The 22,124-nt window shown below is 60.3% G+C and carries 23 protein-coding genes; 17 read left to right on the top strand and 6 right to left on the bottom strand.

Annotation, left to right across the window (positions count from 1 at the left end; translation table 11 throughout):
- Positions 1–9 precede the first annotated feature (9 nt).
- A complete protein-coding gene (locus I6I72_RS06790; protein WP_049145542.1) occupies positions 10–936 on the top strand; it encodes a Sir2 family NAD-dependent protein deacetylase in 927 nt (308 codons plus the stop codon).
- 18 nt (positions 937–954) lie between these two features.
- On the opposite strand, the gene I6I72_RS06785 is transcribed toward I6I72_RS06790, so the two are convergent.
- Positions 955–1,476 (bottom strand): hypothetical protein, encoded by a 522-nt coding sequence (locus tag I6I72_RS06785; RefSeq protein ID WP_005530555.1) that lies wholly within the window; start codon positions 1,474–1,476, stop codon positions 955–957.
- A 125-nt stretch (positions 1,477–1,601) separates the two neighbouring features.
- Between I6I72_RS06785 and I6I72_RS06780 the strand changes: the two genes are divergently transcribed.
- Genes I6I72_RS06780 through I6I72_RS06760 form a run of 5 tightly spaced genes read left to right on the top strand, consistent with a single transcriptional unit; the run spans position 1,602 to position 7,419 of the window.
- Positions 1,602–3,449, top strand: a complete 1,848-nt coding sequence (locus I6I72_RS06780; RefSeq protein ID WP_049145540.1) for an HtaA domain-containing protein — start codon at positions 1,602–1,604, stop codon at positions 3,447–3,449.
- Between the two features lie 43 nt (positions 3,450–3,492).
- Entirely contained in the window at positions 3,493–4,551 is a 1,059-nt protein-coding gene (locus I6I72_RS06775; protein WP_005530549.1) for a heme/hemin ABC transporter substrate-binding protein, read from the top strand.
- Positions 4,544–5,587: a FecCD family ABC transporter permease gene (locus tag I6I72_RS06770; RefSeq protein ID WP_172453565.1), complete on the top strand. Its 1,044-nt coding sequence runs from the start codon at positions 4,544–4,546 to the stop codon at positions 5,585–5,587. The genes I6I72_RS06775 and I6I72_RS06770 overlap by 8 nt, the downstream gene beginning before the upstream one ends.
- Positions 5,587–6,393 (top strand): heme ABC transporter ATP-binding protein, encoded by an 807-nt coding sequence (locus tag I6I72_RS06765; protein WP_046645788.1) that lies wholly within the window; start codon positions 5,587–5,589, stop codon positions 6,391–6,393. The genes I6I72_RS06770 and I6I72_RS06765 overlap by 1 nt, the downstream gene beginning before the upstream one ends.
- A 3-nt stretch (positions 6,394–6,396) precedes the next feature.
- Positions 6,397–7,419, top strand: a complete 1,023-nt coding sequence (locus I6I72_RS06760) for an HtaA domain-containing protein (RefSeq protein ID WP_236592689.1) — start codon at positions 6,397–6,399, stop codon at positions 7,417–7,419.
- A gap of 15 nt (positions 7,420–7,434) precedes the next feature.
- On the opposite strand, the gene I6I72_RS06755 is transcribed toward I6I72_RS06760, so the two are convergent.
- Both I6I72_RS06755 and I6I72_RS06750 read right to left on the bottom strand, forming a co-directional pair.
- On the bottom strand, positions 7,435–8,610 hold the full coding sequence (locus tag I6I72_RS06755; protein WP_049062311.1) for an esterase/lipase family protein: 1,176 nt from the start codon (positions 8,608–8,610) through the stop codon (positions 7,435–7,437).
- A gap of 295 nt (positions 8,611–8,905) precedes the next feature.
- Positions 8,906–9,325: an organic hydroperoxide resistance protein gene (locus tag I6I72_RS06750; protein WP_005530540.1), complete on the bottom strand. Its 420-nt coding sequence runs from the start codon at positions 9,323–9,325 to the stop codon at positions 8,906–8,908.
- A 171-nt stretch (positions 9,326–9,496) separates the two neighbouring features.
- Here I6I72_RS06750 and I6I72_RS06745 point away from each other — a divergent pair, with 171 nt between their 5' ends.
- The 9 genes from I6I72_RS06745 (at position 9,497) to I6I72_RS06705 (ending at position 16,756) form a co-directional block, all read left to right on the top strand.
- The gene (locus tag I6I72_RS06745; RefSeq protein ID WP_236592688.1) at positions 9,497–9,853 is read left to right on the top strand and encodes a MarR family winged helix-turn-helix transcriptional regulator; all 357 of its coding nucleotides are present in this window, start codon (positions 9,497–9,499) and stop codon (positions 9,851–9,853) included.
- Positions 9,854–9,867: 14 nt separating this feature from the next.
- Complete coding sequence (gene amn / locus I6I72_RS06740; protein ID WP_049062313.1) at positions 9,868–11,259, top strand: AMP nucleosidase; 1,392 nt, start codon at positions 9,868–9,870, stop codon at positions 11,257–11,259.
- A gap of 56 nt (positions 11,260–11,315) precedes the next feature.
- Entirely contained in the window at positions 11,316–11,831 is a 516-nt protein-coding gene (locus I6I72_RS06735; protein WP_049062314.1) for a phosphoribosyltransferase, read from the top strand.
- 116 nt (positions 11,832–11,947) lie between these two features.
- Positions 11,948–13,348 carry a SulP family inorganic anion transporter gene (locus I6I72_RS06730; protein ID WP_407644963.1) on the top strand — a complete coding sequence of 467 codons (1,401 nt, stop codon included), beginning with the start codon at positions 11,948–11,950 and terminating at the stop codon, positions 13,346–13,348.
- A gap of 102 nt (positions 13,349–13,450) precedes the next feature.
- Positions 13,451–14,098 (top strand): biliverdin-producing heme oxygenase, encoded by a 648-nt coding sequence (locus I6I72_RS06725; RefSeq protein ID WP_049062316.1) that lies wholly within the window; start codon positions 13,451–13,453, stop codon positions 14,096–14,098.
- A gap of 103 nt (positions 14,099–14,201) precedes the next feature.
- Complete coding sequence (locus I6I72_RS06720; protein ID WP_049062317.1) at positions 14,202–14,996, top strand: HtaA domain-containing protein; 795 nt, start codon at positions 14,202–14,204, stop codon at positions 14,994–14,996.
- Between the two features lie 248 nt (positions 14,997–15,244).
- Entirely contained in the window at positions 15,245–15,733 is a 489-nt protein-coding gene (locus I6I72_RS06715) for a ferritin (RefSeq protein WP_005530522.1), read from the top strand.
- A gap of 71 nt (positions 15,734–15,804) precedes the next feature.
- Positions 15,805–16,152, top strand: coding sequence for a hypothetical protein (locus I6I72_RS06710; protein ID WP_005530521.1), 348 nt, complete (start codon positions 15,805–15,807; stop codon positions 16,150–16,152).
- A 10-nt stretch (positions 16,153–16,162) separates the two neighbouring features.
- A complete protein-coding gene (locus I6I72_RS06705) occupies positions 16,163–16,756 on the top strand; it encodes an HAD family hydrolase (RefSeq protein WP_201807761.1) in 594 nt (197 codons plus the stop codon).
- A gap of 11 nt (positions 16,757–16,767) precedes the next feature.
- Here the strand turns inward: I6I72_RS06705 and I6I72_RS06700 are convergent, their stop codons facing one another.
- Positions 16,768–17,859 carry an ROK family transcriptional regulator gene (locus I6I72_RS06700; RefSeq protein ID WP_049062319.1) on the bottom strand — a complete coding sequence of 364 codons (1,092 nt, stop codon included), beginning with the start codon at positions 17,857–17,859 and terminating at the stop codon, positions 16,768–16,770.
- A 65-nt stretch (positions 17,860–17,924) separates the two neighbouring features.
- The gene (locus I6I72_RS06695; protein ID WP_049145536.1) at positions 17,925–18,665 is read right to left on the bottom strand and encodes an NAD-dependent deacylase; all 741 of its coding nucleotides are present in this window, start codon (positions 18,663–18,665) and stop codon (positions 17,925–17,927) included.
- A 30-nt stretch (positions 18,666–18,695) separates the two neighbouring features.
- Here I6I72_RS06695 and I6I72_RS06690 point away from each other — a divergent pair, with 30 nt between their 5' ends.
- Together I6I72_RS06690 and I6I72_RS06685 are read left to right on the top strand one after the other, a co-directional pair.
- A complete protein-coding gene (locus I6I72_RS06690) occupies positions 18,696–19,265 on the top strand; it encodes an LOG family protein (protein ID WP_049062321.1) in 570 nt (189 codons plus the stop codon).
- Between the two features lie 69 nt (positions 19,266–19,334).
- Positions 19,335–20,996 (top strand): DUF885 domain-containing protein, encoded by a 1,662-nt coding sequence (locus tag I6I72_RS06685; RefSeq protein ID WP_049062322.1) that lies wholly within the window; start codon positions 19,335–19,337, stop codon positions 20,994–20,996.
- Between the two features lie 62 nt (positions 20,997–21,058).
- On the opposite strand, the gene I6I72_RS06680 is transcribed toward I6I72_RS06685, so the two are convergent.
- Entirely contained in the window at positions 21,059–22,111 is a 1,053-nt protein-coding gene (locus tag I6I72_RS06680) for an AbrB family transcriptional regulator (RefSeq protein WP_236592687.1), read from the bottom strand.
- Between the last annotated feature and the right edge of the window lie 13 nt (positions 22,112–22,124).

Below are 22,124 nucleotides of genomic sequence, written 5' to 3'. Positions count from 1 at the left end.
CTGGCGGACATGGCTTTTCAGGATCCGGGCATTGCACTTGCCCACCGCTCCGCGCTGCGGTCTATCCAGCGGGTGGTGAGCGAGACAACTGAGCCGACCCCGCACGCGGCGGAGCGGGTCGCTGAGCAACTGCGTGCCGGCGGGGTCATGGTCCTCACGGGAGCGGGCGTGTCGACGGATTCCGGCGTCCCGGACTACCGCGGCCCTCAAGGGTCGCTATCGAGGCATACGCCGATGACGTATCAGGAATTTTGCTATGATTCCGCCGCGAGTCACCGCTATTGGGCGCGCTCGTTCGTGGGCTGGCGAGTCATGGATGCGGCGAGGCCGAACCGTACCCACTACGCACTCGTGGAGCTGGAGTGCGCCGGGCTGCTCTCCGGCATCGTGACGCAAAACGTGGACGGCCTGCATAAAGAAGCCGGAACTGAAACGCTTATCCCGCTCCACGGCGATATGGAGCATGTTGTCTGCCTGAACTGCGGGTATGCAGAAGACCGTAGGGCCTTTGATGCCCGGCTGGCTGCCGCGAATCCGGGCTATCTGGAGCGCTGGGTCGTGCGCGCGGATGAAGTTAACCCGGACGGCGACGTCGCGCTCTCGCAGCAGGCGGTGGACGAGTTCGTGATGGCTCCATGTATCCGCTGCGGATCGGAGTTGCTCAAGCCGGACGTCGTCTACTTCGGCGAGCCGGTTCCGGCGGAGCGGCGGGACGCAGCGCGGGATTTGCTGGCGCGGTCGAGTTCGCTGATCGTCGTTGGGTCGTCGCTCGCGGTGATGAGCGGATACCGCTTCATGCTCGACGCGCTCAAACAGGGCAAGGAAGTCTCTGTGATTAACGGCGGCCCCGGACGCGGCGACCCGAAGGCGACGACGCTGTGGCGCGCGCAGGTCGCGCCAGCTTTTGATGAGCTACTGGATCTGCTTGATGTGTAAGGCTGGGGTGCGGCAAGCCTAAAGCTTCTCGAAGTACATGACTGCGGTGTCGGTGTCTTCCTCTGGTGCCGGGGGATCGGTCTGCTTGCCTCGCCACAGGGGGCTGATGCCTGGCATGAACCAGGCGAGCAGGGCAACGAGAACCGCGATGACGATGGCGGCGGGAGTTGCATATTCGGGCGGCACGAACCAGTATCCGGCCGCGCACAAGGCGATGATGATTCCGACCCACAAAGGGACCAGGACGCCGAGGTTGAACCGCCGCGTGGCGCGGTGTTCGGCCCAGTCTTCGCTGGGGAAGCGAGTGCGCGCTTCGGAGCGAATCCGACGCGCGGTCTTGTGCTGTTGCAGCACCGAGGCTATGAGGGTGAAGGCCATGCCGGCGCCTGCAATGAGCATGTCTGCGGTTACGGCTCCATAGGCTGCAATCGCGAGCGCGAGAGACAGCGCAAGGCGCTCGGAGACGCTGAGAGGTAACCCACGCGTGGGGTCTACGTCGGGATACAGATTTTTGAAGGAGCTGGTAGTCGACGATGTCATGACGGAATAAGAGTGTCCTTTGTTGGGGGTTGCTTACCTAACTTAGGTTAGTGTAGCCTATGCAAAACTGCATAGGTATGTGTAGCCTAACTTCTGATTCTTTTTGTTCGTCTCATCATTACTTCATGAGGACTATATCCGTGATTCTCCGTCGAATATTGGGCACTCTTGCTGCCAGTGCTCTCATCGCACTCCCTTCGGTCGCGCTCAACGCTCCTGTCGCCTCGGCTGCCGGCACCTGCTCCTGGAATTGGGGCATTAAGCAGTCCTACCGAAGCTATATCCAAGGCCAAGTCGCCAAAGGCAAGTGGCAAACGGACGGCATCGGTTTTACCGGTTCCGAAACCGGCGCAGACGGTGCTTTTACCTTCACTCCGGGCAAGGCCTCCGTACACGGCGATACCGTCACCGTCCCCTTTGGCGGCGTCATCCACTTCACTGGCCACAACTACGGCGGCGACGATTTGTTGGATATGACGCTGACGGACTGGAAGATTCAGGCCTCCGGCAACCGGGCGGCGATCGTGGTGGATTATGTCTCTTATGAATCTGACATGGTGGATAAGTCCGCACGCGGCCCGCGGATTACCGGAGATAACGTGGTCATCGCGGGGATCGATCTAGCGAAACCCGTCGACGCGTCCGCACGCACGCTCGACCTTTCCGGCGACGTCACGCTCACCGACGAAGGGCACAAACTCTTTATCGCCTATGAGGCGGGACAGTCGATGGACCCCTCGTCAGGGACCGTGGCCACGGACGGCAGCTGCGGCGGGTCTTCTGGCGGTTCAGGCAGCGGTTCGAAGTCCTTGGGGACAATCTCGGGCACGTTTACCGGTCGCAATGCAGAAGCTATGGCGATTTTGAAGGAAACGAACGACACCATGAATGGCCTGACCACCTTCATGGGCAACACGGAGTCCTTCCTAGACCAGCTAAAATCCTTCCGTTCTCGCACGGAAGCCGCCACGGGTACGACCACTAGTACCACGAGTGGTTCAGGCACGTCGGGCGCCAGCACTTCGGGCACCGCGAGCACTTCGGGCACCGCGAACCCTTCGGGTGCTTCGGGTAGTACTTCGGGTACTTCCGGCACTACTGGAACCACAAGAACCGCGCGGTCGCAAGACCCCGGATCCGCGGCTAGTGGAGGGCAGTCAGAAACCTGCGTAGCCACGGGCGTGCAGGCTGCGACCGCCGAGTGGGGCCTCAAGAAGTCCTTCCAGTCGTATATCACCGGCTCCATCGCCAAGGGCGCCTGGACGCTCGACGGCGTAGGGTACGACAACTCGCGTTTCCAGTTCACGGGCAACGGCGGAGATGTGGATACAGCGGCGCGGTCAGGTTCCATCCGCTACGGCGGCTCCATGCATTTTACCGGCCACAACGGGGTCCTCGATCTCACTATCGCGAACCTAGAAGTCCGGTTCAACGGGACGAGCGGTCAACTCATCGCTGACGTGCGTTCCTCCAACATGGAGGGCGAGCGCAAGGACTTTGGACGCACGGTGCTCGGAGACATGTCGTTTAGCCAGCTCGACGTGAGTGACTCTGCCGTCGACGGCGAAGCCACCGTCACGCTGACCGCAGCGGGAAATGATGCGTTCGCGAATTTCTATGAGCCGGGCACGACCCTTGATCCGCTTTCGTTGCATGCGCAACTTGGTGGATCCGGGGACTGCGCCGGAGTGAGTGGAACTACGGCAAACACTGGTGCGGTGACGACTGCCGGCGGTCAGAGTGCTGCGGCGGCAAAGCGGGCGGCATCGGAAAGCTCTGCGGGAAACGGCCTGCAGGCCGCGGACGGCACGAGCACGTCTGGTTATGAAGACGGCAGCAGCAACTTCCAGATCAAGAAAGCCGCAGCCTCGGGCTCCTCGCCGGAGGCGACCACGTGGCTCCTGCTGCTTATCGCAGGCCTCGCCATCGCCGGCGGTTCCATGGGCTCCGTCGTCCTGCGCAACCCGGCGTAGCGCACCCCTTTTTACCCAAGACTTGAGAAAGGATTCGTTTCGCATGAAACGACTTTTGGTGGCGTTGGCGTGTGTCCTCGCCCTCACGGGGTGCGGCGTCCAAGGCGCCTATGAATCCCAAGACGCGCAGCTGCGCGAAGCCCTCCCAGACGCGCAGTCGGCCAAAGACCCGCGCTCGTTTACGGGCGTGTCGAATGTGACAGATTTCGAGGATGTCGTCGCGGTGACGGAGTCGCCTACTCCCGCTCTGCCGGTGGAGCTCACGGATGCTGACGGCTACGACGTCTCCGTTACGGATGTGTCCCGAATCGTGGCATTGGATCTCTACGGTACGTATACGAAAACCCTCGAGGGCCTGGGGCTTACGGACAATATCGTGGGTCGCACGGTGTCGTCGACGGAAAACGCTATCGCCGATCGCCCCGTCGTGACCCAGGGCGGGCACAACATCAACGTGGAGGCCGTGCTCGAGCTCCGGCCCACGCTGTTCATCGTCGATCATTCGATCGGCCCGCGCGACGCCATCGACCAGATTCGCGCCGCAGGAGTGACCACCGTGGTCATGGAGCCGAAACGCACCATTGACTCGGTGGACGAGGACATCAAAAACCTGGCCGCGGTCGTGGGTCTGCCAGACGACGGCGAAACGCTGGCCAACCGCTCCGTCGAAGAAATCGAAAAAGATAAGGCGGCCATCGCAGACATCGTGCCGGAGAAGCCCATGCGCATGGCGTTCCTTTACGCGCGCGGCAACGGCGGCATCTTCTTCATCATGGGAGAAGGCACGGGCGCCAAGGACCTCATTGAGGGTGTGGGCGGCGTAGACCTCGGCACCGAATACCACCTCTCTTACGCCGAACCTGCCAACGCCGAATCTTTGGCAAAGATTAACCCGGAGGTCATCATCATGATGACGGGCGGCCTGGAGTCGACCGGCGGCGTCGAAGGCCTCCTCGAGCGCCCTGGCATTGCACAAACCACCGCGGGCCAAAAGCAGCGGATCGTGACCATCCCAGACGGGCAATCGCTCGCCTTCGGGCCCTTGACCGGACAGACTCTTCTCAAACTCGCGCAGGCAATCTATGACCCAGACAATGCTTAAACCGGCGGCCCCCACGGAGGTCTTCGCGCGACGCTCCCGGCTGCGGCGTGGTGTATTCGTATTGCTCGCGGCGCTGCTTGGTGTCGCCTTCGTCCTGTCGCTCGCGCTGGGGCAGTACTACGTCGCGCTGGGTGACCTGGTGCAGATTATGGTCGCGGGCCCTGACGGTGGCTTGACGGCCAACGTCGTGTGGCAGATCCGCCTGCCGCGCATTCTGCTCGGTTTCTTGGTCGGCGCGTGCCTGGGCGTGGCGGGCACGCTCATGCAGGCCGTGTTCGCCAACCCGCTGGCTGAGCCCTCCATCGTGGGCGTGACCTCCGGTGCCGGTGTGGGCGCGGCCGTGGTAATCGTCTTTAATATCTCCGTCCTGGGTACCTTCACGGTCCCGCTCGCGGCGTTTGCTACGGCGCTGCTGGTTACCGCGCTGATCTATCAGTTGGCGCGCTCACGAGGGCGTGTGGCGGTGGTCAATCTGATCCTGACCGGCATTGCCATCAACGCGGTGTGCAACGCCATCATCTCCTTCATGATGTACCTGGCGCCCACTTCGAACCGCGAGCAGATCATCTTTTGGCAAATGGGTTCGCTCAACGGCTCCCAGTGGAAACACGTGTGGGTGGTCCTCCCCATCGCCCTCGTCGGGATGGCCATCGCGCTGTGTCTTGGCCGCCAGCTCGATGTGCTCGCGCTGGGCGAGCGCGCCGCGGAACACACTGGCGTCGACGTCAAGCGACTGCGCATTATCGCCATCGCTGCCTCGGCTATTCTTACCGCCGGCGCAGTTGCCTTCGCTGGACTTATTGGGTTCGTCGGCCTTATCGTGCCGCACCTGCTGCGCACGATCATGGGCCCAGAAAACAGGGTCTTGCTGCCAGCCTCTGCGGTGGCGGGCGCCGTACTCATTGGCTTTGCCGACGTCGCTGCACGCACGCTCATTCCTTTCGCCGACCTTCCCATCGGTATCTTTACCGCGCTCGTGGGTGGCCCCACCTTCTTCGTGCTGTTGCGCCGGATGATGAAGAAAGGAATGCACTGATGATTAATGTTGCGAATCTTTCCGTTTCGATCGGCGAGCGGAACCTGCTTTCGGATGTCTCCCTTGTCGCCCGCCCAGGGGAGGTCACCGGCCTCATCGGCCCGAATGGTGCGGGCAAGTCCACGCTGCTGGCGGCCATCGCCGGCGATATTGATTACACCGGTTCCGTTTCCCTCGTGGGGCAGGATCCGGCGGTGTCCTCCCCAGGGGCGTTGGCCCGTGCGCGTGCGGTGATGCTGCAGGACGTTACTGTGTCCTTCCAGTTTCTCGTGCGAGATGTAGTGGCCATGGGCCGGCGTCCTTGGGAGGGCACCGCCCGGCAGGCCGAGGACGACGCGATCATCGACGCAGCGCTTGCGGCGGTGGATGCGACGCACTTGGCCGGCCGCGATATTGCCACGCTCTCTGGCGGGGAGCGTGCGCGTGTGGCGTTGGCCCGTGTACTGGCGCAGCAGACCCCGGTGATTCTCCTCGACGAGCCGACTGCGGCGCTGGATATCCGCCACCAAGAACAAGTTTTGGGATTGGTGCGCTCGATTGCGGCGCAGGCTGGAGTGGCGGTGCTCGTGGTACTCCACGATTTGGGTGCCGCTGCGGCCTATTGCGATCACATCGTGTGCTTAGCAGACGGGGCAGTTGCCGCCGCCGGCCCGGTGCGCGAGGTCTACACCGACGAGATTTTGTCGCAGGTCTATCGCTGGCCCATCCAGGTGAGGGAGGCGGACGGCCACATTTCAGTCCATCCGGCGCGGCGTCAGACCGCCGATCCCGAGCAGTCTTTTGTCTATCTACTAAAGGAGTCTTAACTCATGCGTATTGTCTCTTCTTCTCTCGCGCTGGCGCTGACTGCCTCGGCGCTGACCGTTCCGGCAGCGTTTGCTGCTGATGCCCCCACGTGTGCCGCTGGCCAGACCCTGGAGACCCGCGTTGTCTCCGGCACTGTGAATTGGGGCATCAAGCAATCTTTCCGCAGCTACATCACCGGCCCCATCGCGAAGGGTAAGTGGACCACGTCTGGCGCGGTGACGCAGGACGAGGGCAACAAAGGCGGAGCAGACTTCCAGTTCCACTTCGAGGTGGATCCTTCTGCGTCCTCGGTGAGCCTGGGCGAAGACGGCGCCGTCACGAAAGCCGATATTCGAACCAAGGATTCGACGCTGGAGTTTGAGGGCCACCACGGCGCGTTGTACACCAAGATGCTCTCGCCTTATGTCCTCACGGAGGCAGCGCAGGCAAAGGCGGGCACGTCCTACGAGGGCTACTACGTGCCGGGCAAGAGCATGACGGAATACACCCCGCAGGACCGCACGGAAGAAAACAAGAAGTCGGGCAAGGATACCTTCGCTGAGGGTAATGCCGCATGGTCGAAGGACGGCGATACGCTCACGCTGAATGCGACCGACGTGACGTACAAGCCGAAGGCGGGTACCTACTACGATCGCGAGAAGAAGATCCAGCACATCGAGGGTATCGACGTGATCTTCATGGGCTTGTACAACAAGGAGTACAAGCCGGAACTTGATGATGTGAAGGTGACCTTGAAGACCGCGTCCGAGTGTAAGGGTCCTGCCGATGAGGGCACCGAGACCACCCCGGGGGGGCAGACCGAGCCGGGCCGCGACGAGAAGGGCAAGGACCAGACAGAAGACCAAGGAAAGACTCCTGGGAAGGACCCAGAGAAGAAGCCGGAAAAGGGGACAGAAGGCTCTTTTTTTTCCAATGTGTGGAATATCGTGTTGGCGCTGACCGCTCTGGGCGGCATGTTTGCGGTCATCGGTGGTGCCATCGTGCAGTCCGGCGTCCTTGATTCCCTGCTGGCGCGCCTGCGTTAGCGAACCTGCACGGGTTTAATCCGAGTCGGCGTGACCCGCGTTGGCAAGGGCGTGGCTTTGGGCGTCGTGAGGATTGTCCTGGGTGGGGGAGAGCTGTTTGAGCACCGTGCGCACGATGGCGCGCACGCGCTTGTCCATGGGCATATCCATGTGTAAGACGACGGCGCGTTTGTCGACGTCTTGCACATAGACATTGCGCACCGTTCCGTCGGGAGTGTCGCCGGGATCCAAGAAACAGGTTTCCGGCGGCACGACGATGGAGTCTTGCTTGGTGGCCACGCATGTGTAGCTCACACCGGGGGCCAGGTCACCGTTGTGGTTGAGCTCGTTCAGCGTCGCGCTGCCCACGATTTGTTCCATGCCAGCTGGGCCGAAGTAAGCGTCGATGATGGAGCGCATGACGTGTTCTTGGCGGCGGTTGGAAATCAACGAGCTGACGATTCCGCCTTGGGTGGTGCCGTGGTTGGGCGCCGACAGGCAGATGATGTGGCGCACGCGGTCCACCGCATCGTGGTTATGCATCCAGTAGCGGGCGACGATGCCGCCTTGGGAGTGTCCAATGAGCACGACCTGCTCCGCGCCGGTGACGGCTTGGACCGCGTCGATATACGCGCCGACTTGATCGGCGGAGGCGGCGATGGGGCCGGTGGCGCGGGCACCATAGTCCGGTGCGAACACGGCCCAGCCGTCCTCGCGCAGTTCGGAGCCGAGCAGCTGCCATACGCCCTTCGTATCCGTCGTCCCATGGATGAGAATGATGGGCCATGGGTGGTCTTCATCCGGGCGCGCTGCCCAGTCGTCCTCAAAAACGCCGCGTGGCTTCAGGCGTGCGCCGAGCGGTAGCGATGCCAGGCGTGCTGCGGTCTCTGCCTCGTGGTCGTCGCCTGCGGACCCGCGTGGATGGCGAAAGTCGAGGTCGAAGAAGCTGCGGCGCTCGGCACGCAATAGCTCGGCGATTTCGTCGGCCACTTCCTCGCGCAAGGCGTTAGCGGGCGCAGGGGTGGTGATGCCATGGCGCGGAGAGTCTGAAACTTGTTCCGCCGCCGGTGTCTCCGGCAGGCCTTCGGTGGCGTCGTAGCTGACGGAAGGGGGAGTCGGGTCTGAACGCCAAAACCGTCCGAGTCCCTCGGAGATGAGGGCTTCGAGTTCTTTGAGCGGTTCTTTGAACGATTCTGTTGCCATAACTCCCATCCTATTTCGTGCCGCGATACATTTTTTTCGGAATCATTAGTGGTAGCGATGATTTTTCACGGGATCGCGGGAGAAAGTTCTCGTTCCCCCCTTGACCATCCAACTAAAGGTTTATAAACTAAGCCTTGCCTAATCACGGGCGGTTGCTTGCCGGGAAGGTTGCGCTCCACTTCCTTCTCCAGGTGAGTGCCGAAAGATTAGTCATGGGGAGAGGGCCCGTCAGTGCGCAGCTGACGGGCCTTCGTTTATCTCTGGAAGCGGTAGTCGGGGGACGAGCTACCGCGAGGGGTGGGGATTAATTCTCGACGACGGAAACCTTGACGTCGATGTTGCCGCGGGTTGCCTTGGAGTACGGGCAGACCTCGTGTGCCTTGTCGGCCAGCTTCTGTACCTCGTCGTGCGGCAGGTTGGGGATGGTGACCTCGAGCTCAACGGCAAGACCGAAGGAGGTCTCATCCTTTCCGATGGAAACGCGAGCGCCCACGGAGGACTCGCCCAGGTCGGCGCCTTCGCCCTTGGCTAAGAGCTGCAGGGCACCGTGGAAGCAAGCGGCGTAGCCGGCGGCGAAAAGCTGCTCCGGGTTAACGCCGTCGCCCGAGCCGCCCATTTCCTTCGGAGCGGCCAGATCGAAGTCCAGATCAGAATCCTTAACGACGGAGCGGCCGTTGCGGCCAGCACCGGTTGCGAGTGCTTCGGTGGTGTAGAGCGGTTCCATGATGGGGTCCTTACGTTGATTTCCTTGTACGCAATTTAATTGTGCGCAACCCTAGTGCGTTGTACTAGAGACATGTCACACGCGTCTTTGGAACTGGACAACCAACTCTGCTTCGCCCTCTACCGAGCGAGCCATGCCGTCCAGCGGTCTTACCAGGACGTACTTGCGCCAATGAGGCTGACTTATCCCCAGTACGTCACCATGTTAGCGCTCTGGGGCCATGAGGATCCGGTGACGATGAAGGAGCTCTCGGCCGAGCTGGGGCTAGATTCGGGCACCTTGACCCCTCTGCTGCGCCGCATGGAGAAGCAAGGTTTGCTCACGCGCGCTATTGATCCGCAGGACGAGCGCCGTCGCGTTGTGAAGCTGACAGACCAGGGGCGGGCGCTGCGTGACCATGCCGAGGAGGTTCCGCGGCGCCAGATGGAACGTTTCTCCGCCTCTGGACTCGATATCCAGCTGCTGAAGTCGGAGCTCGACCGCTTGTCGGGGGCAATTGCCGCGGATGCCGAGGACGCGGATCGCTAATACACTCGGGGGCTATGACCCAGCTTTCGCCTGTTCCTGACGCGGCCGCAGCGGTCGAGCGTCTCATCGACCTCTACGAATCCTCGTGTGAGCGTGCGCGCGTGTGCCTCGAGAAGGGCGAGTGCGCGGACTACGCGCACGTCGTCTATCCGCAGATCGTCGTCGACGTCAAGGAATGGCGCCCCATCGACCGCTCCGAGCCTTTCGGATACGTGGATGAGTCCGGCCGGTACGTCGCTGTGCTGTCTAAGCCGCACCTCCTGCGCGGATACCTGGAGGAACAGCTCACTCGGCTCACCGAGAATTACCCGTGCGAGATCTTTGTCGGCCCCTCGGACGTGCGCATCCCACCCGAGTACATCAAGGGCGTCGAGATGGTCCCGCAGCAGCGCCCGGCGGAGGTTCCGCGGCCCACGCTCGACGAGGTCCACGACGCCATCATCGATGGCCACTGGGATGTCTTCCACGGCGGCGACAAGCCGCTGTTCCACTTCGGTCCGCAGCGCTTCGACATCGCCTGTGCGCGCATTGAGCACTACACCGGCATCGAGGTCGACTCGCTCCAGAAGTACATTCTCTTCACGAACTACGGCATGCACATGACGGAGTTCATGCGCTTTGGCCTGCGCGCGCTGGGTTCCCGCTATGACTCCCTCGTTCTACCGGATGGGCGCACGGTGCCTGCCGATGCCGCCTGGGGTGTCGAGGTCGCAGACCTCCAAACCCGAGTGCAGATGCCGCGCTACGATCTCACGACGCCGGACGGCGATGGCATCACGATGATCAATATCGGCGTGGGTCCTTCCAACGCGAAGACCATCACGGATTCCCTCGCGGTGCTGCGTCCGGAGGCGTGGATCATGATTGGCCACTGCGCGGGCCTCGACGGCCGCATGCGCATCGGCGACCTCATCCTCGGCAACGCCTATCAGCGCGATGATCACATTCTGGATCGCGCCATTCCCGTCGACGTTCCCATTCCTGCCATCCCGGAGGTCCAGCGCATGCTCGAGGCCGCCGTCGAGGAGGTCTACGGCGCCGACAACGAACTCATGCGCACGGGCACCGTCCTGTCTACTGCGGACCGCAACTGGGAATGGCGCACCCCGCGCGAGCTGTGGGAGTGGCTGCGTGGCTCGACCGCCGTGGCCATCGACATGGAGTCCTGCATGCTCGCGGCGAATGGGTACAGATATCGCATCCCCTACGGCACGCTGCTGTCCGTGTCGGATCTTCCGTTGCACGCGGTGCCCAAGCTGCCAGCGGGCGCGCAAGCTTTCTATTCAAACTCAAAGGAGGCGCACGTCATGTGTGCCGTGCGCGCGATGGAGACCCTCGCAGAGAATCCCGAGCGACTCCGCACTCGCAAGCTGCGTCGCACCATTGGGGAGATTCCGTTTCGTTGAGCGGGGCATGCGACTAAGCTGGATCGAAAATCGTCGTCTCCCAAGGAATAGATTCCATGACCCAGCCCGAGTGGTACTACCCTGATCGCGAAAACCTGACGTGGGAGGTCTTCGGTGAAGCATCCCGGCACCTGTCTCAGGAGATTGTGGATTCCGGCTGGTTCCCTGAGCTCATCGTGGGTGTCGCCCGCGGCGGCCTCATCCCAGCAGGCGCCATCGGCTATGCAATCGGCGTCAAAGAAATGGGTGCAATCAACGTGGAGTTCTATACCGACATCGGGGAGACCCTGCCCGAGCCAGTTCTGCTTAACCCGCAGCTGGATACCGATTCCTTGCAGGGCAAGAAGGTTCTGGTGGTCGATGACGTGGCTGATTCTGGAAAGACTCTCGATCTCGTGGTCAACCTGCTGGCGGAAACGGCCGCCGAGGTGAAGTCAGCCGTTATCTACACCAAGCCCACGACCATCTTTGAGCCGGATTTCTCGTGGAAAAAGACAGATGCATGGATCAATTTTGCGTGGTCGGTTCTGCCTGTTATCACTGCTGACGGTTCCTTTAGGGAAGGGGCCTAGGGGCCGCTAGAGTATGTGCGGTGTCTCAACAACCAGCACCTGCATCTACGCAACCCGCACTTACTTCTGTTCTCGGCAGTTTTAAATACGCATTTTCTTCGCCAGCGTGCTTTCGTATGGAGGTCTTCGGCGGCCTCGCGGTAGCGCTGGCGCTGATTCCTGAGGTTCTCAGTTTTTCCATCTTGGCGGGGCTCGATCCGCGCGTGGGTTTGTTTGCCTCGGTGATCATGGCAATCTCCATCGCGTTTACCGGCGGACGCCCCGCGATGGTTTCTGCGGCGGCGGGCGCGGTGGCCTTGGTTATTGCGCCGTTGTCGTACAGTCACGGCCTTGACTATGTGGTGGCCACCATCATGTTGGCCGGCATCTTGCAGATCATCTTGGCGATGCTGGGCGTCGCCAAGCTCATGCGTTTCATCCCGCGCTCGGTGATGACCGGATTCGTCAACGCTTTGGGCATCATGATGTTTACCGCGCAGCTGCCGCACCTGCGCGACGTCCCGTGGATGGCATACGTGCTGGTGGGCGTGGGTCTGGTGATCATGCTGGTGCTGCCACGTCTGACCACGGTGATCCCTGCGCCTTTGGTGACCATCCTGGTGGTCACGGTGTTGGCTATTGCATTCGGGTGGGAGGTCCCGGACGTGGCCGACCAAGGTGAGCTGCCTACGAGCCTGCCGGGATTGTTTATCCCGAACGTGCCGCTGAATCTGGAGACGCTCGAGCTCATCGCTCCTTACGCGATTGGCGTGGCTCTGGTGGGGCTGATGGAATCGCTGCTGACGGCGAAGCTTGTCGACGACATTACGGACACGCACTCCGATAAGACGCGCGAGTCCTTAGGCCAAGGCGTGGGAAACATCTTGTCCGCTCTGATTGGTGGAATGGGTGTGTGCGCGATGATTGGCCAGACCATGATCAATGTGAAGGGCGCGCAGGCACGCACGCGCTTGTCGACGTTCCTCGCCGGCGTCTTCCTGCTCATCCTTGTCGTGGTCTTGGGGGAGACCGTCGGCCGCATTCCTATGGCGGCGTTGGTAGCGGTGATGATTATTGTCGCTGGTACGACCGTGGATTGGCACTCGATTAACCCGCGCACGCTGCGGCTTATGCCGCTTTCGGAAACAGTGGTCATGTTGGTAACCGTGGTGGGCACCTTGCTCACCCATAACCTGGCAGTGGGCGTGGTCGCTGGCGTGCTGACGGCGTCGGTGGCTTTTGCTCGCCGCGTGGCGCATTTCGTGTCGGTGGACTTGGAAGGAAACACCTACTTCGTGCGCGGGCAGCTTTTCTTCGCGTCCTCGAACGATCTGGTTTATGCCTTCGACTACACGTTGCCGGAAGAGCGCGTGGTTATTGACCTAAGTGGCGCCGAAATTTGGGATGCCTCCACGGTGGCGACGCTGGATTCGGTGCAGGAAAAGTATGCCGACCGCGGGGTCGAGGTGGAATTCCGGGGCTTGGATGGTGCGAGCTTGCAGCGCTTGGAGCGTTTGAGCGGAAAATTAGACTGGTAGTTCTTTTGGTTGATTTTCTCCTCAAATATTGATTTTTAGGCGACCCTAACTTTAAATTGGTTTCAGTAAGTTAGGTAAGCGTTACTTTTCTAAGGAGAATTTATGACCACTGCACTGGATCAACCGTTATCGCTGGCTTTGCGCGAGGCGACTGCGCGTGCCCATGAGGGGGCGGAGGGATCGAGCTTTATGCAGCGGCTCATGGCGGGCGAGCTAGATGCCAAAGCTGTCGCCGATCTGACCGGTCAGCTGTGGTTTGTGTATGAGGCGTTGGAGCGAGCCGTGCGTGCCGTGGCAGAAACGGCAACCGCGAGTGCTGTGGCCGATCCGCGTTTGGAGCGCCGTGATGCTCTCGAAGTCGATCTGACTCGGCAGCTGGGAGGGGATTGGCGTGATAAGGTTCGCATCTTGCCGGCTACTGCGGCTTATGTGGCTCGCCTTGAGCAGTTGGCTGCACCTGAGCATGCGGTTGAGGTTGTGGCGCATCACTACGTGCGCTACCTCGGTGACATTTCCGGCGGCCAGGTTATTGCGGCGCGGTTGGGTGCACTGTATGGGATTGATCCGGATGCGCTTAACTTCTACGACTTCACCGCGATCGGGAAGATTCCGCCTTACCGTAATGGTTACCGGCAGCGTATTGATGAGATGCGATTGGTAGAAGCGGAGCGGGCGGCGCTTATTTCTGAGGCCCAGGCGGCTTTTGCGTTTAACTCGGGCATCTTTGCTGAGTTAGATCGGCTCCACTAAAACAGGTCTTGACTTTAAATTTAGCCTTGCCTAACCTATCTTTGGTATGGCAAGGCTAAGCTTGCATACTTTCATCTACACTCTTTCTGATTCGGAGAACTAAATGAAGCCAATCTCTGTGCTCACCGCCACCACTCTCGTGGCCGGTGCTCTCGCAGTACCTACTGCTACCGCTGCCCAAATTCCTGCCCTCGCTTCCGGTGAGCTCAACTGGCCCATCAAGGAGTCCTTCATTTCCTACGTACAAAAGCCTTTTGCGAAAGGGAAGATTGAGGCCACTGATGGTGCCGTCCTCGCTGGCAAAACTTTCAAGCTTCCAGTGAATGCTTCCGCATCCAAGGTTGACGCAAAGGGTAACGGAACCATCGACACTAATGGCTCGCTGCACTTCCAAGCGCACCCGGGCCTGGGCCCAAATGGCAGCTTTGGTCTCGATATGACGTTCAGCGACATCAAGGTGGTGGTTTCCGGCACTGATGCCACTATCACGGCGGACGTGAAGGCCACCGGCACCAAGGGGCCAAGCAGCAAGGAGGCACTTGAGACCAACCTGGATGACGCAAAAATCTCCACTTTTAAGTTGAGCGAGGCAATTGTTCCGGCAGCAGAGAAGACCTACACCACCAAAGGTGCACAGACGTCCATCACCCAGGTTGGCAGCGACGTGATGCTGGGCATCTACAAGCCGGGACCGCTAGAGGACGGAAACACTGACCTCACTGTCACCTATGCCAAGGCGGCTACTGAGCCAGATTCAAATCCAGATTCGAAGCCAGACGCGGGTTCTTCCGCGGGTGCAATCGGCGGCATTATAGCCGCGATTATTGCGATTCTGGCTGCAGTCGGTGCTGCCTTCTCTGGTGCGATTCCGGGTCTGAAACTGCCGAAGCTGTTCTAGGCAAGGGCGGCGTCGTCAAGCGTGGCTTGGTTGTGTCGCGGTTGCCCTAAGGAGGGAATGCAGTGGTGGATATCCTGAGTAAAGTTAGGATATCCAACCCAAAAAGTAGCTTTGACCGGCATGTTTGCTAAAGCAATCCTTCCTAGCGCGACGGAAATAAATCTGTATTGTTGGTGTTGCACTTAATGAAACGCCCCGGTTTGATAGGAAATTGCACTTACCGGGGGTCTTAGAGAAAGGTTCCTGACATGGACGAGAAGCTGCAAACCCTCCTGAACAACCAGGTAATCAACGAGCACGGCGCTGCTCTGATTTACACCCAGCTGGCATACGAGTTGGACAACCTCTCCTTCCCGGGTATGCGCGACTGGTTCTACGCACAGGCTGCGGAAGAGCGCGAGCATGCGCAGAAGATTGCTCAGCACCTGCTGGACCGCGGCTACCGAGTAGAGCTTTCTGACATCCCAGTTCCTTCCATCAAGGCAGCAACTCCGTTGGATGCTTTCGAGGCTGCCTTTGCTCACGAGCAGAAGGTATCCGAGCAGATCCGTGAGATCGCTCGCGCCGCTGACGCTGCTGGTGACTTGGATTCCCGCTCCCTCATTAACTGGTTCTTGGATGAGCAGATTGGGGAAGAGGCTACTGTTAGCGAGATTATTGACCAGATTAAGCTGGTTGGTAACGATGGCTCTGGCCTGCTGCGCATCGACGCTGGCCTGGCATCCCGCAACTCGTAATATCTATAACGAAGCCGTCAAGATTTAATAAAGTCTCCCATCGAGTAAACGCTCGGTGGGAGACTTTATTTATGACTACCAAGAACAAGATCCTCATCAGTTTTGCACTAGCACTACTGGCGGTGGCTCTAGTCGGTGGTATGGCTATGAACTCGACGTACCTTGCGTTGGGCACATTTCTTTTCACCTTTGCGCTGATGCTCGGTCCAGTAGCAGGGTTCGGGATGCTAGCGGGTGCGCTTGGCGTGTGCCGTCCGGTGACTCGTTCGCTGTATAGCTTGGCTGGGCTTTTACTGCTCGGATCCGTTGCCTCTATCGGTATGCTGCCGTGGAGTCATGCTGAAGTTCCGCTGCCGATGTTCGTTGCCGGTGCCGCGGTGGGAATCCTGGCTGTGCTGACTCAGGCGCGCCGCGTCTAGACTGGGGCGCATGGCTAAGCTTCTTTTCGATATGTACGGCGTGCTCATGCGCATTGCCAGCGCGGAGCAACAAGCCGAGCTCGAGAGGCTGGTAAATCCCGTGGACCCCGCGAGGTTCTGGGAAACTTATCGGGAGTTTCGCCCGGCATACGACGCCGGAATCATGTCCGATTCAATGTATTGGAACCGTATTTCTGCCAGCGTGGAGCTCGGGGAGTTTGACGTTGCGGAAGCTGTGGAACTCGACAATCGCTATTACATGGACTCCGAACCGGAGATGGTTGCTTTAGTGCAGCGGCTCATTGGCGAGGGGCACACGGTGGGCTTGCTCTCTAACATCCCCACTACCTTGGCGGATGCCGTACGCAGTGAACACGATTGGATTGAAGACTGCGCCGCAGTGGTATTTAGTTGCGATATTGGCGTGGCCAAACCGGATGCAGAGGCATACAAAGTTGCCGTCGATGCTCTTGCCGCGACAGCTGAGAAGGTGCACTTCTTTGATGATCGGCAAGACTTTGTCGATGGAGCGGCCGCAGCAGGATTGCAGGCGCACTTGTTCACGAACGCCGACGACGTGCGCGCAATCGTGGACGAGTCTTAAATGGCCGAGGCTTAAAACAGTTCCAGCGGCACGCGCAGAAGCGGGTCCAGCGCAATTGCACGGGTGATGGCGCGAACGATCTCTTTGAGGGAGGGGATGACGCGCAGCTGGGTACTGCGACCGGCCTTTTCGCGCACCGCGGCAGCAAAGAGCTTCGGGGCTGCAGGGTCGTCGAGGAAGGCGCTACCCGCTACAACGACAGTGGCTGGTTTATATTCGTTTACCAGCAATGCGGCGATTTCGCCCAGTTGGCGGGCGCGGTCATCCAGGATTTTGCGTTCAGCCGGGTTGTTTGCGGCAGCTGCGACAGCCTCCGTCAAGGTGCCGGTGCGGCCGAGCTTGCGCAGGACGGCCGCTGTGGTGAGTGATTCCTCTGGGTCGGCGAGCTGGGATGTCGCCGGAAGGGGAATGATTTGGGAGACTTCATCATTGGCAGAAAGTGCCGCACCGATAGAGTCATCCGCGAAGAGAACGAGAACTGGATCGGTGTTACCGAGCTCGGCGGCCTGTGTTTCGGAGCCCAAGATAGCGGGGATTGCGGAGGAGACAACCACGGGAACGCCAAACTGAAAGCGCAGGCGCTCGGCGATGTCGACGTTTTCCCAGCCCAAGTTGCTCGCAGTAATGCGGCCCTCGTTGTCCACGGTGCCAGAGGTGGTGACGCCGACGGAAACCAGCTTGCGATCGAGGCCGGTCATCAGGCGGTTGACGCCCGCCATGATGTGCTCAATGAAGTCTTCTTCGCTCAACTGCGCCACTGGGGTAGGGACGTCGTCTTCGCGGATCGTGCGGCCCATCGTGTCATAAAAGCCGATGTGGGTTTGGGAGGTACCCACCGCAATGCCGGCGAGAATCCAGTTATTCTCGGCGACCTCAAGGGGAACGGTGGGGCGGCCGCGGCCGCGTGAACGAGTCAGGTCATTGCGTTCCTGGACGAGGCCCTTTTGGAGAAGAGCCGCGGTGGCACGGGTGATCGTGGGTTGGGATAGACCAGTCGCTTCGACGAGCTCACTGCGCGTGATGATCGGATTAAGACGCACGAGGTGGAGGCACTTCGCCGCCGGGGTGCGTGGGCGCGTGAACACTGGTCCAGGTTTGAGCATGCGTAAAGTATAGATAGGCTAGACCGCCTTGTCTAATGGGGCACTTGACAGCTAGACAACATGGTCTAAAGGTTGACCAACTTGGGAAGTGCATCCGCGGCCGTTGAATTAATAAAAACCGTAGATAAGCTGGTTAAATCTGTGCTTTGCGGAGAAACTTCGATGATCGGTGTTCCTAACTGGTGTGCTATCCGGGGCAGTCCAGCGGCGGGGTATACTACGCCCGAAGTGCCCACGATTATCAACAGATCGGCAGCGGCCATCCTCTTCTCTGCTTCCTCCCATTCCCGCTGGGGAAGGGCCTCGCCGAACCACACAACGCCCGGCCGCACCAAGTTCCCGCAGAGCGGGCACTCTGGCGGAGTATCCGTATCGACTCCGCCGCGCCAGGGGCGCCCACACATGCAGCACCTGAAGGCAAAGAGGGAACCGTGGAGATGCACGACGTCGTCAGTGCCTGCTCTCTCATGCAGGTCATCAATGTTCTGGGTGGTGACAGTGACCTTTTTATCCCACTGCGCCAACGCAATATGACCTGCGTTGGGCTGCGCCTTTTCCGCCTGATGGCGGCGGTGGGCGTACCAGCGCCACATACGGATTGGGTCCTTGGCCCATGCATCAATGGTTGCCCTGTCCTGTGGGTCTACGTTCTCCCAGATTCCAGAATCGGGATCGCGGTACGTGGCCAGACCTGAATCGGCAGACATGCCAGCGCCCGTGAATATCTCAATGCGGTGTGCGTTCTTTATTAAATCGCGCGCGCGATCCAGAGTATGGCGAAGTGGGGCGCTGGGACTGTCATTCATGAAAGCCACGATAGCTATAGGATGAAATCCATGAAGTCAGTTGCGGTGTATTGCGGATCGGCCACAGGTAACTCTGAAGCTTATGGTGAGGCAGCCCGGCAGCTGGGGGAGGAGCTGGCAGACCGCGGTCTGAACCTGGTTTATGGCGGCGGCAACGTGGGGCTGATGGGCATCGTGGCAGACGCCTGCCTCGCCCACGGCGGAAGCGTAACCGGCGTGATCCCGGAGGAGCTGGTGGATCTGGAGCTCTCGCATCCGGGCCTGACCAGCCTCGAAGTGGTGGAAACCATGGCGGAGCGCAAGACTCGAATGGAGAACCTTGCGGATGCCTACATCTGTCTGCCAGGCGGCGTGGGAACGATGGAGGAGCTTGCTGAGGTTCTCACCATGCAACAGCTCGGCCACGTGACGGGACCTGTGGGACTGGTGGATACTGAGGGATTCTGGCGCCCGTTCGTCGATATGTTTGCCGCAATGTCTAAGGCAGGCTTCGTGCAGCGCCGCTTTGTCGACGCCCTGGTTCTAGCTCCCACTCCCGTGGCTGTGCTGGAGGGATTCGAAGGTTGGGTAAATCCAGGAATTAAGTGGAATAACAAGTAGCTAACAAGGCCACAACGTTTGGCTTTTGAATTGGCCCTAACCTGCAGATTGAGGATAGACTTCACCCTCATGAGTTCAGAGTCAACCCACAAGCGCCAGCCTTCTCTGTTGGACGCCGCCTGCGATAACTTTGTTCATGACCTCGCACAGCTTAGCCCTACTGAGGCAACCGCCTGGGGAATCCCGGGTTATGAGGGTGAACTGCAGGATTTCTCACCTGAGTACTACGCTGCCATCGCGGATCGCACGCGAGACATGGTCGCTGACGTCGATGCGTTGGATGACACAACCGACGAGTCTGATGACGAGGATGACTTCGACGAGGTTGACTACGTAACCGCCGCGGTCCTGCGTGACCGCCTCTGCCTGGACCTTGACCTGCATCACCATGGTGAGGACATCCGTAGCCTCAACAACATCGCTTCACCAGTGCAGACCATCCGTGACACCTTGCTGCTCATGCCCCAGGACACTCCGGAACAGCTGGACGCCATTCGCTCCCGCCTGTCCAAGGTGGGCGGTGCATTGACCGGATATAAAGACTCCCTTAAGGAGGCTGCTTCGCACGGCATGGTTCCGCCGCACCGCCAAATTAACGAGGTCTTTGTGCAGTGTGAACGCCTTGCCGACTCCGATTCGATGCTAGAGAACCTGGGAGTTGAAGGCCCTGAGGTGGAAGCAGCAAAGCATGCGTTTGGTCAGTTCGCTGACTGGCTCTCCAACGACTTGCAGCCGCAGGCTCCTACAGAGGATGCCGTGGGGCGTGACCGCTACGAGCGCTTCTCCAAGCTGTTCGTTGGTGACACCGTCGATCTCGACGAGGCTTATGAATGGGGCCTTGAACGCGTTGCCGAAATCAGCGCTGAGCAAGAGAAGATCGCCCACGAGCTGTACGGTTCTGACTGTAACGTGAAGACCGCGATGCGCAAGCTTAACCAGGAAGAGCGCTACGTTCTTGAGGGCACCGACGCGCTGGTGGAGTGGATGCAGGCCACCGCGGACAAGGTGATCAAGGAACTGGACGGCACTGAGTTCGACATTCCGGAGCAGATCAAGAACATCGAGTGCCGCATCGACCCTGCGGGTACTGGTGGAATCTTCTACACCGCACCGTCGGATGACTTCTCCCGCCCGGGCCGCATGTGGTGGTCCGTTCCGGCCGGTCAGGAGCGCTTCCACACCTGGCAGGAGCTGACCACGGTGCACCATGAGGGCGCGCCGGGCCACCACCTGCAGTTGGGTTCTGCGCTGGTGCAGGAGGATCTCAACCTGTGGCGGCGAGCGGTGACCTGGAACTCCGGACACGGCGAGGGCTGGGCGCTCTATGCTGAGGCGCTCATGGCCGAGCTGGGTTACATGGATGATCCTGGTTTCCGCATGGGGCTTCTCGACGCCCAGCGCTTCCGCGCCGCCCGCGTGGTGGTCGACATCGGATTGCACTTGGGCAAGAAGCTGCCGGATTGCACGAATCCGGGCAAGTGGGACAAGGCGCATGTGAAGACGTTTATGCGTGAGAACACCGCGATGGATGACGCGAACCTGAACTTCGAGGTCAACCGTTACCTGGGCTGGCCAGGCCAAGCGCCTTCCTATGCTCTGGGCGAGCGCCTGTGGCAGCAGACCCGCGAGGAAGCCGTGGCGCAGGGTATGTCCGTGCGTGACTTCCACTCCGAGGCCCTCGCACTGGGCTCGGTTCCGATGTCTATCCTGCGCCACGCAGTACTTAATTAAAGGACCCCAATTCTCATGCCGCCAGAGCAGGTACAGTGCCTGCTCTAGCTTTCGAAACCCTACTACCGCAGGCGTTTGAGCAGGCGCAAGATCTGTGGGAGATATCCCGCGATGACCAAGACGATGATGAGGCGGATGATCTGCACCGCCACGACGGCTGGGCCCGCGCCACCTTCAGCGGAGAGCGCCAGAACGGTTTCGAGTGCGCCTGGCGAGGTGGCGAGGTAGGCCTCGAAGTAGCTAATTCCGAGCCACGCCGTCAGCGGCCACGCGGTCAGCGCGCATACGCCCATGACCACAATGATGAAAAGGATCGTGGCCGGAAGCTGCTTGGCAAAGGACTTCAGTGCGGGGACGGACAAACCGCCGCCGCAGACCCAGCCAATGGACATGAATGCCATGATCTTGAACGCGTACAGCGGTTCCAGCGTGTGGCCCGCCGGCAGGAACTGCGCCACGATGACGGTGATGATGAGCGGGCCAAGCACCGATGAAGCTGGCAGGTGAGCGAGCTTGCCCAATCGCTCGCCCAGAACGGCAATAGCCACCGTGAGCAGCACGATCCACCAGGTGGATTCACCTTGGACGCTCATGTCGACGCCTTGCCCGGCCGGGCTGGTCAGCAGCGACACTATGAAAGGCAGGGAGATGGATACCGCCAGAAGGCGCAGGTATTGCGTCAGTGCGACGTAGCGATAGTCAGCACCGAGCTCACTGGCCAGCGCGGGCATGAGGGACGCGCCACCGGGGAGCATCGACAAGATGCCGGTCTCCCAGGAAATATCCTTGGGCTGCGAGCGGTGCAGCAGCATGCCTCCTGCCATTCCGACTAGGGCCGTGATGAGAGACATCGTGATAGCGGCAGGGACTAAACCGATGATGGTGGAGGCCGCCACCAGGGTGAGGGGCATCGCCGCCATTATGCCGATGAACCCGCGGGCCACGGCGTAGAAGTGCTTGCTCACGACGAGCTCTTCGCCCGTGCTGAGCGCCATGGCACCCGAGACAAGAAGGGCTGCCAAGATCCAGGCGGCGGGGACGTGCAGATAGGTGAAAAGGGCTCCCACTGCGAGGGAGCCCGGAACGATTATCACCCAACGTGCACGAACAGACATGGCATCGAGTTTA

This window comes from Corynebacterium striatum (assembly GCF_016728105.1).
Lineage (GTDB): Bacteria > Actinomycetota > Actinomycetes > Mycobacteriales > Mycobacteriaceae > Corynebacterium > Corynebacterium striatum.
The sequence above is the reverse complement of the archived record's forward strand: the minus strand, read 5'-3'. Positions and strand labels throughout refer to the sequence as shown.

Excerpts from the sequence above, each read along its gene's own strand:
- I6I72_RS06790 (WP_049145542.1), top strand. The coding sequence starts at position 10 with ATGGCTTTTCAGGATCCGGGCATTGCACTTGCCCACCGCTCCGCGCTG.
- I6I72_RS06785 (WP_005530555.1), bottom strand. The coding sequence starts at position 1,476 with ATGACATCGTCGACTACCAGCTCCTTCAAAAATCTGTATCCCGACGTA.
- I6I72_RS06780 (WP_049145540.1), top strand. The coding sequence starts at position 1,602 with ATGAGGACTATATCCGTGATTCTCCGTCGAATATTGGGCACTCTTGCT.
- I6I72_RS06775 (WP_005530549.1), top strand. The coding sequence starts at position 3,493 with ATGAAACGACTTTTGGTGGCGTTGGCGTGTGTCCTCGCCCTCACGGGG.
- I6I72_RS06770 (WP_172453565.1), top strand. The coding sequence starts at position 4,544 with ATGCTTAAACCGGCGGCCCCCACGGAGGTCTTCGCGCGACGCTCCCGG.
- I6I72_RS06765 (WP_046645788.1), top strand. The coding sequence starts at position 5,587 with ATGATTAATGTTGCGAATCTTTCCGTTTCGATCGGCGAGCGGAACCTG.
- I6I72_RS06760 (WP_236592689.1), top strand. The coding sequence starts at position 6,397 with ATGCGTATTGTCTCTTCTTCTCTCGCGCTGGCGCTGACTGCCTCGGCG.
- I6I72_RS06755 (WP_049062311.1), bottom strand. The coding sequence starts at position 8,610 with ATGGGAGTTATGGCAACAGAATCGTTCAAAGAACCGCTCAAAGAACTC.
- I6I72_RS06750 (WP_005530540.1), bottom strand. The coding sequence starts at position 9,325 with ATGGAACCGCTCTACACCACCGAAGCACTCGCAACCGGTGCTGGCCGC.
- I6I72_RS06745 (WP_236592688.1), top strand. The coding sequence starts at position 9,497 with ATGAGGCTGACTTATCCCCAGTACGTCACCATGTTAGCGCTCTGGGGC.
- amn (WP_049062313.1), top strand. The coding sequence starts at position 9,868 with ATGACCCAGCTTTCGCCTGTTCCTGACGCGGCCGCAGCGGTCGAGCGT.
- I6I72_RS06735 (WP_049062314.1), top strand. The coding sequence starts at position 11,316 with ATGACCCAGCCCGAGTGGTACTACCCTGATCGCGAAAACCTGACGTGG.
- I6I72_RS06730 (WP_407644963.1), top strand. The coding sequence starts at position 11,948 with ATGGAGGTCTTCGGCGGCCTCGCGGTAGCGCTGGCGCTGATTCCTGAG.
- I6I72_RS06725 (WP_049062316.1), top strand. The coding sequence starts at position 13,451 with ATGACCACTGCACTGGATCAACCGTTATCGCTGGCTTTGCGCGAGGCG.
- I6I72_RS06720 (WP_049062317.1), top strand. The coding sequence starts at position 14,202 with ATGAAGCCAATCTCTGTGCTCACCGCCACCACTCTCGTGGCCGGTGCT.
- I6I72_RS06715 (WP_005530522.1), top strand. The coding sequence starts at position 15,245 with ATGGACGAGAAGCTGCAAACCCTCCTGAACAACCAGGTAATCAACGAG.
- I6I72_RS06710 (WP_005530521.1), top strand. The coding sequence starts at position 15,805 with ATGACTACCAAGAACAAGATCCTCATCAGTTTTGCACTAGCACTACTG.
- I6I72_RS06705 (WP_201807761.1), top strand. The coding sequence starts at position 16,163 with ATGGCTAAGCTTCTTTTCGATATGTACGGCGTGCTCATGCGCATTGCC.
- I6I72_RS06700 (WP_049062319.1), bottom strand. The coding sequence starts at position 17,859 with ATGCTCAAACCTGGACCAGTGTTCACGCGCCCACGCACCCCGGCGGCG.
- I6I72_RS06695 (WP_049145536.1), bottom strand. The coding sequence starts at position 18,665 with ATGAATGACAGTCCCAGCGCCCCACTTCGCCATACTCTGGATCGCGCG.
- I6I72_RS06690 (WP_049062321.1), top strand. The coding sequence starts at position 18,696 with ATGAAGTCAGTTGCGGTGTATTGCGGATCGGCCACAGGTAACTCTGAA.
- I6I72_RS06685 (WP_049062322.1), top strand. The coding sequence starts at position 19,335 with ATGAGTTCAGAGTCAACCCACAAGCGCCAGCCTTCTCTGTTGGACGCC.
- I6I72_RS06680 (WP_236592687.1), bottom strand. The coding sequence starts at position 22,111 with ATGTCTGTTCGTGCACGTTGGGTGATAATCGTTCCGGGCTCCCTCGCA.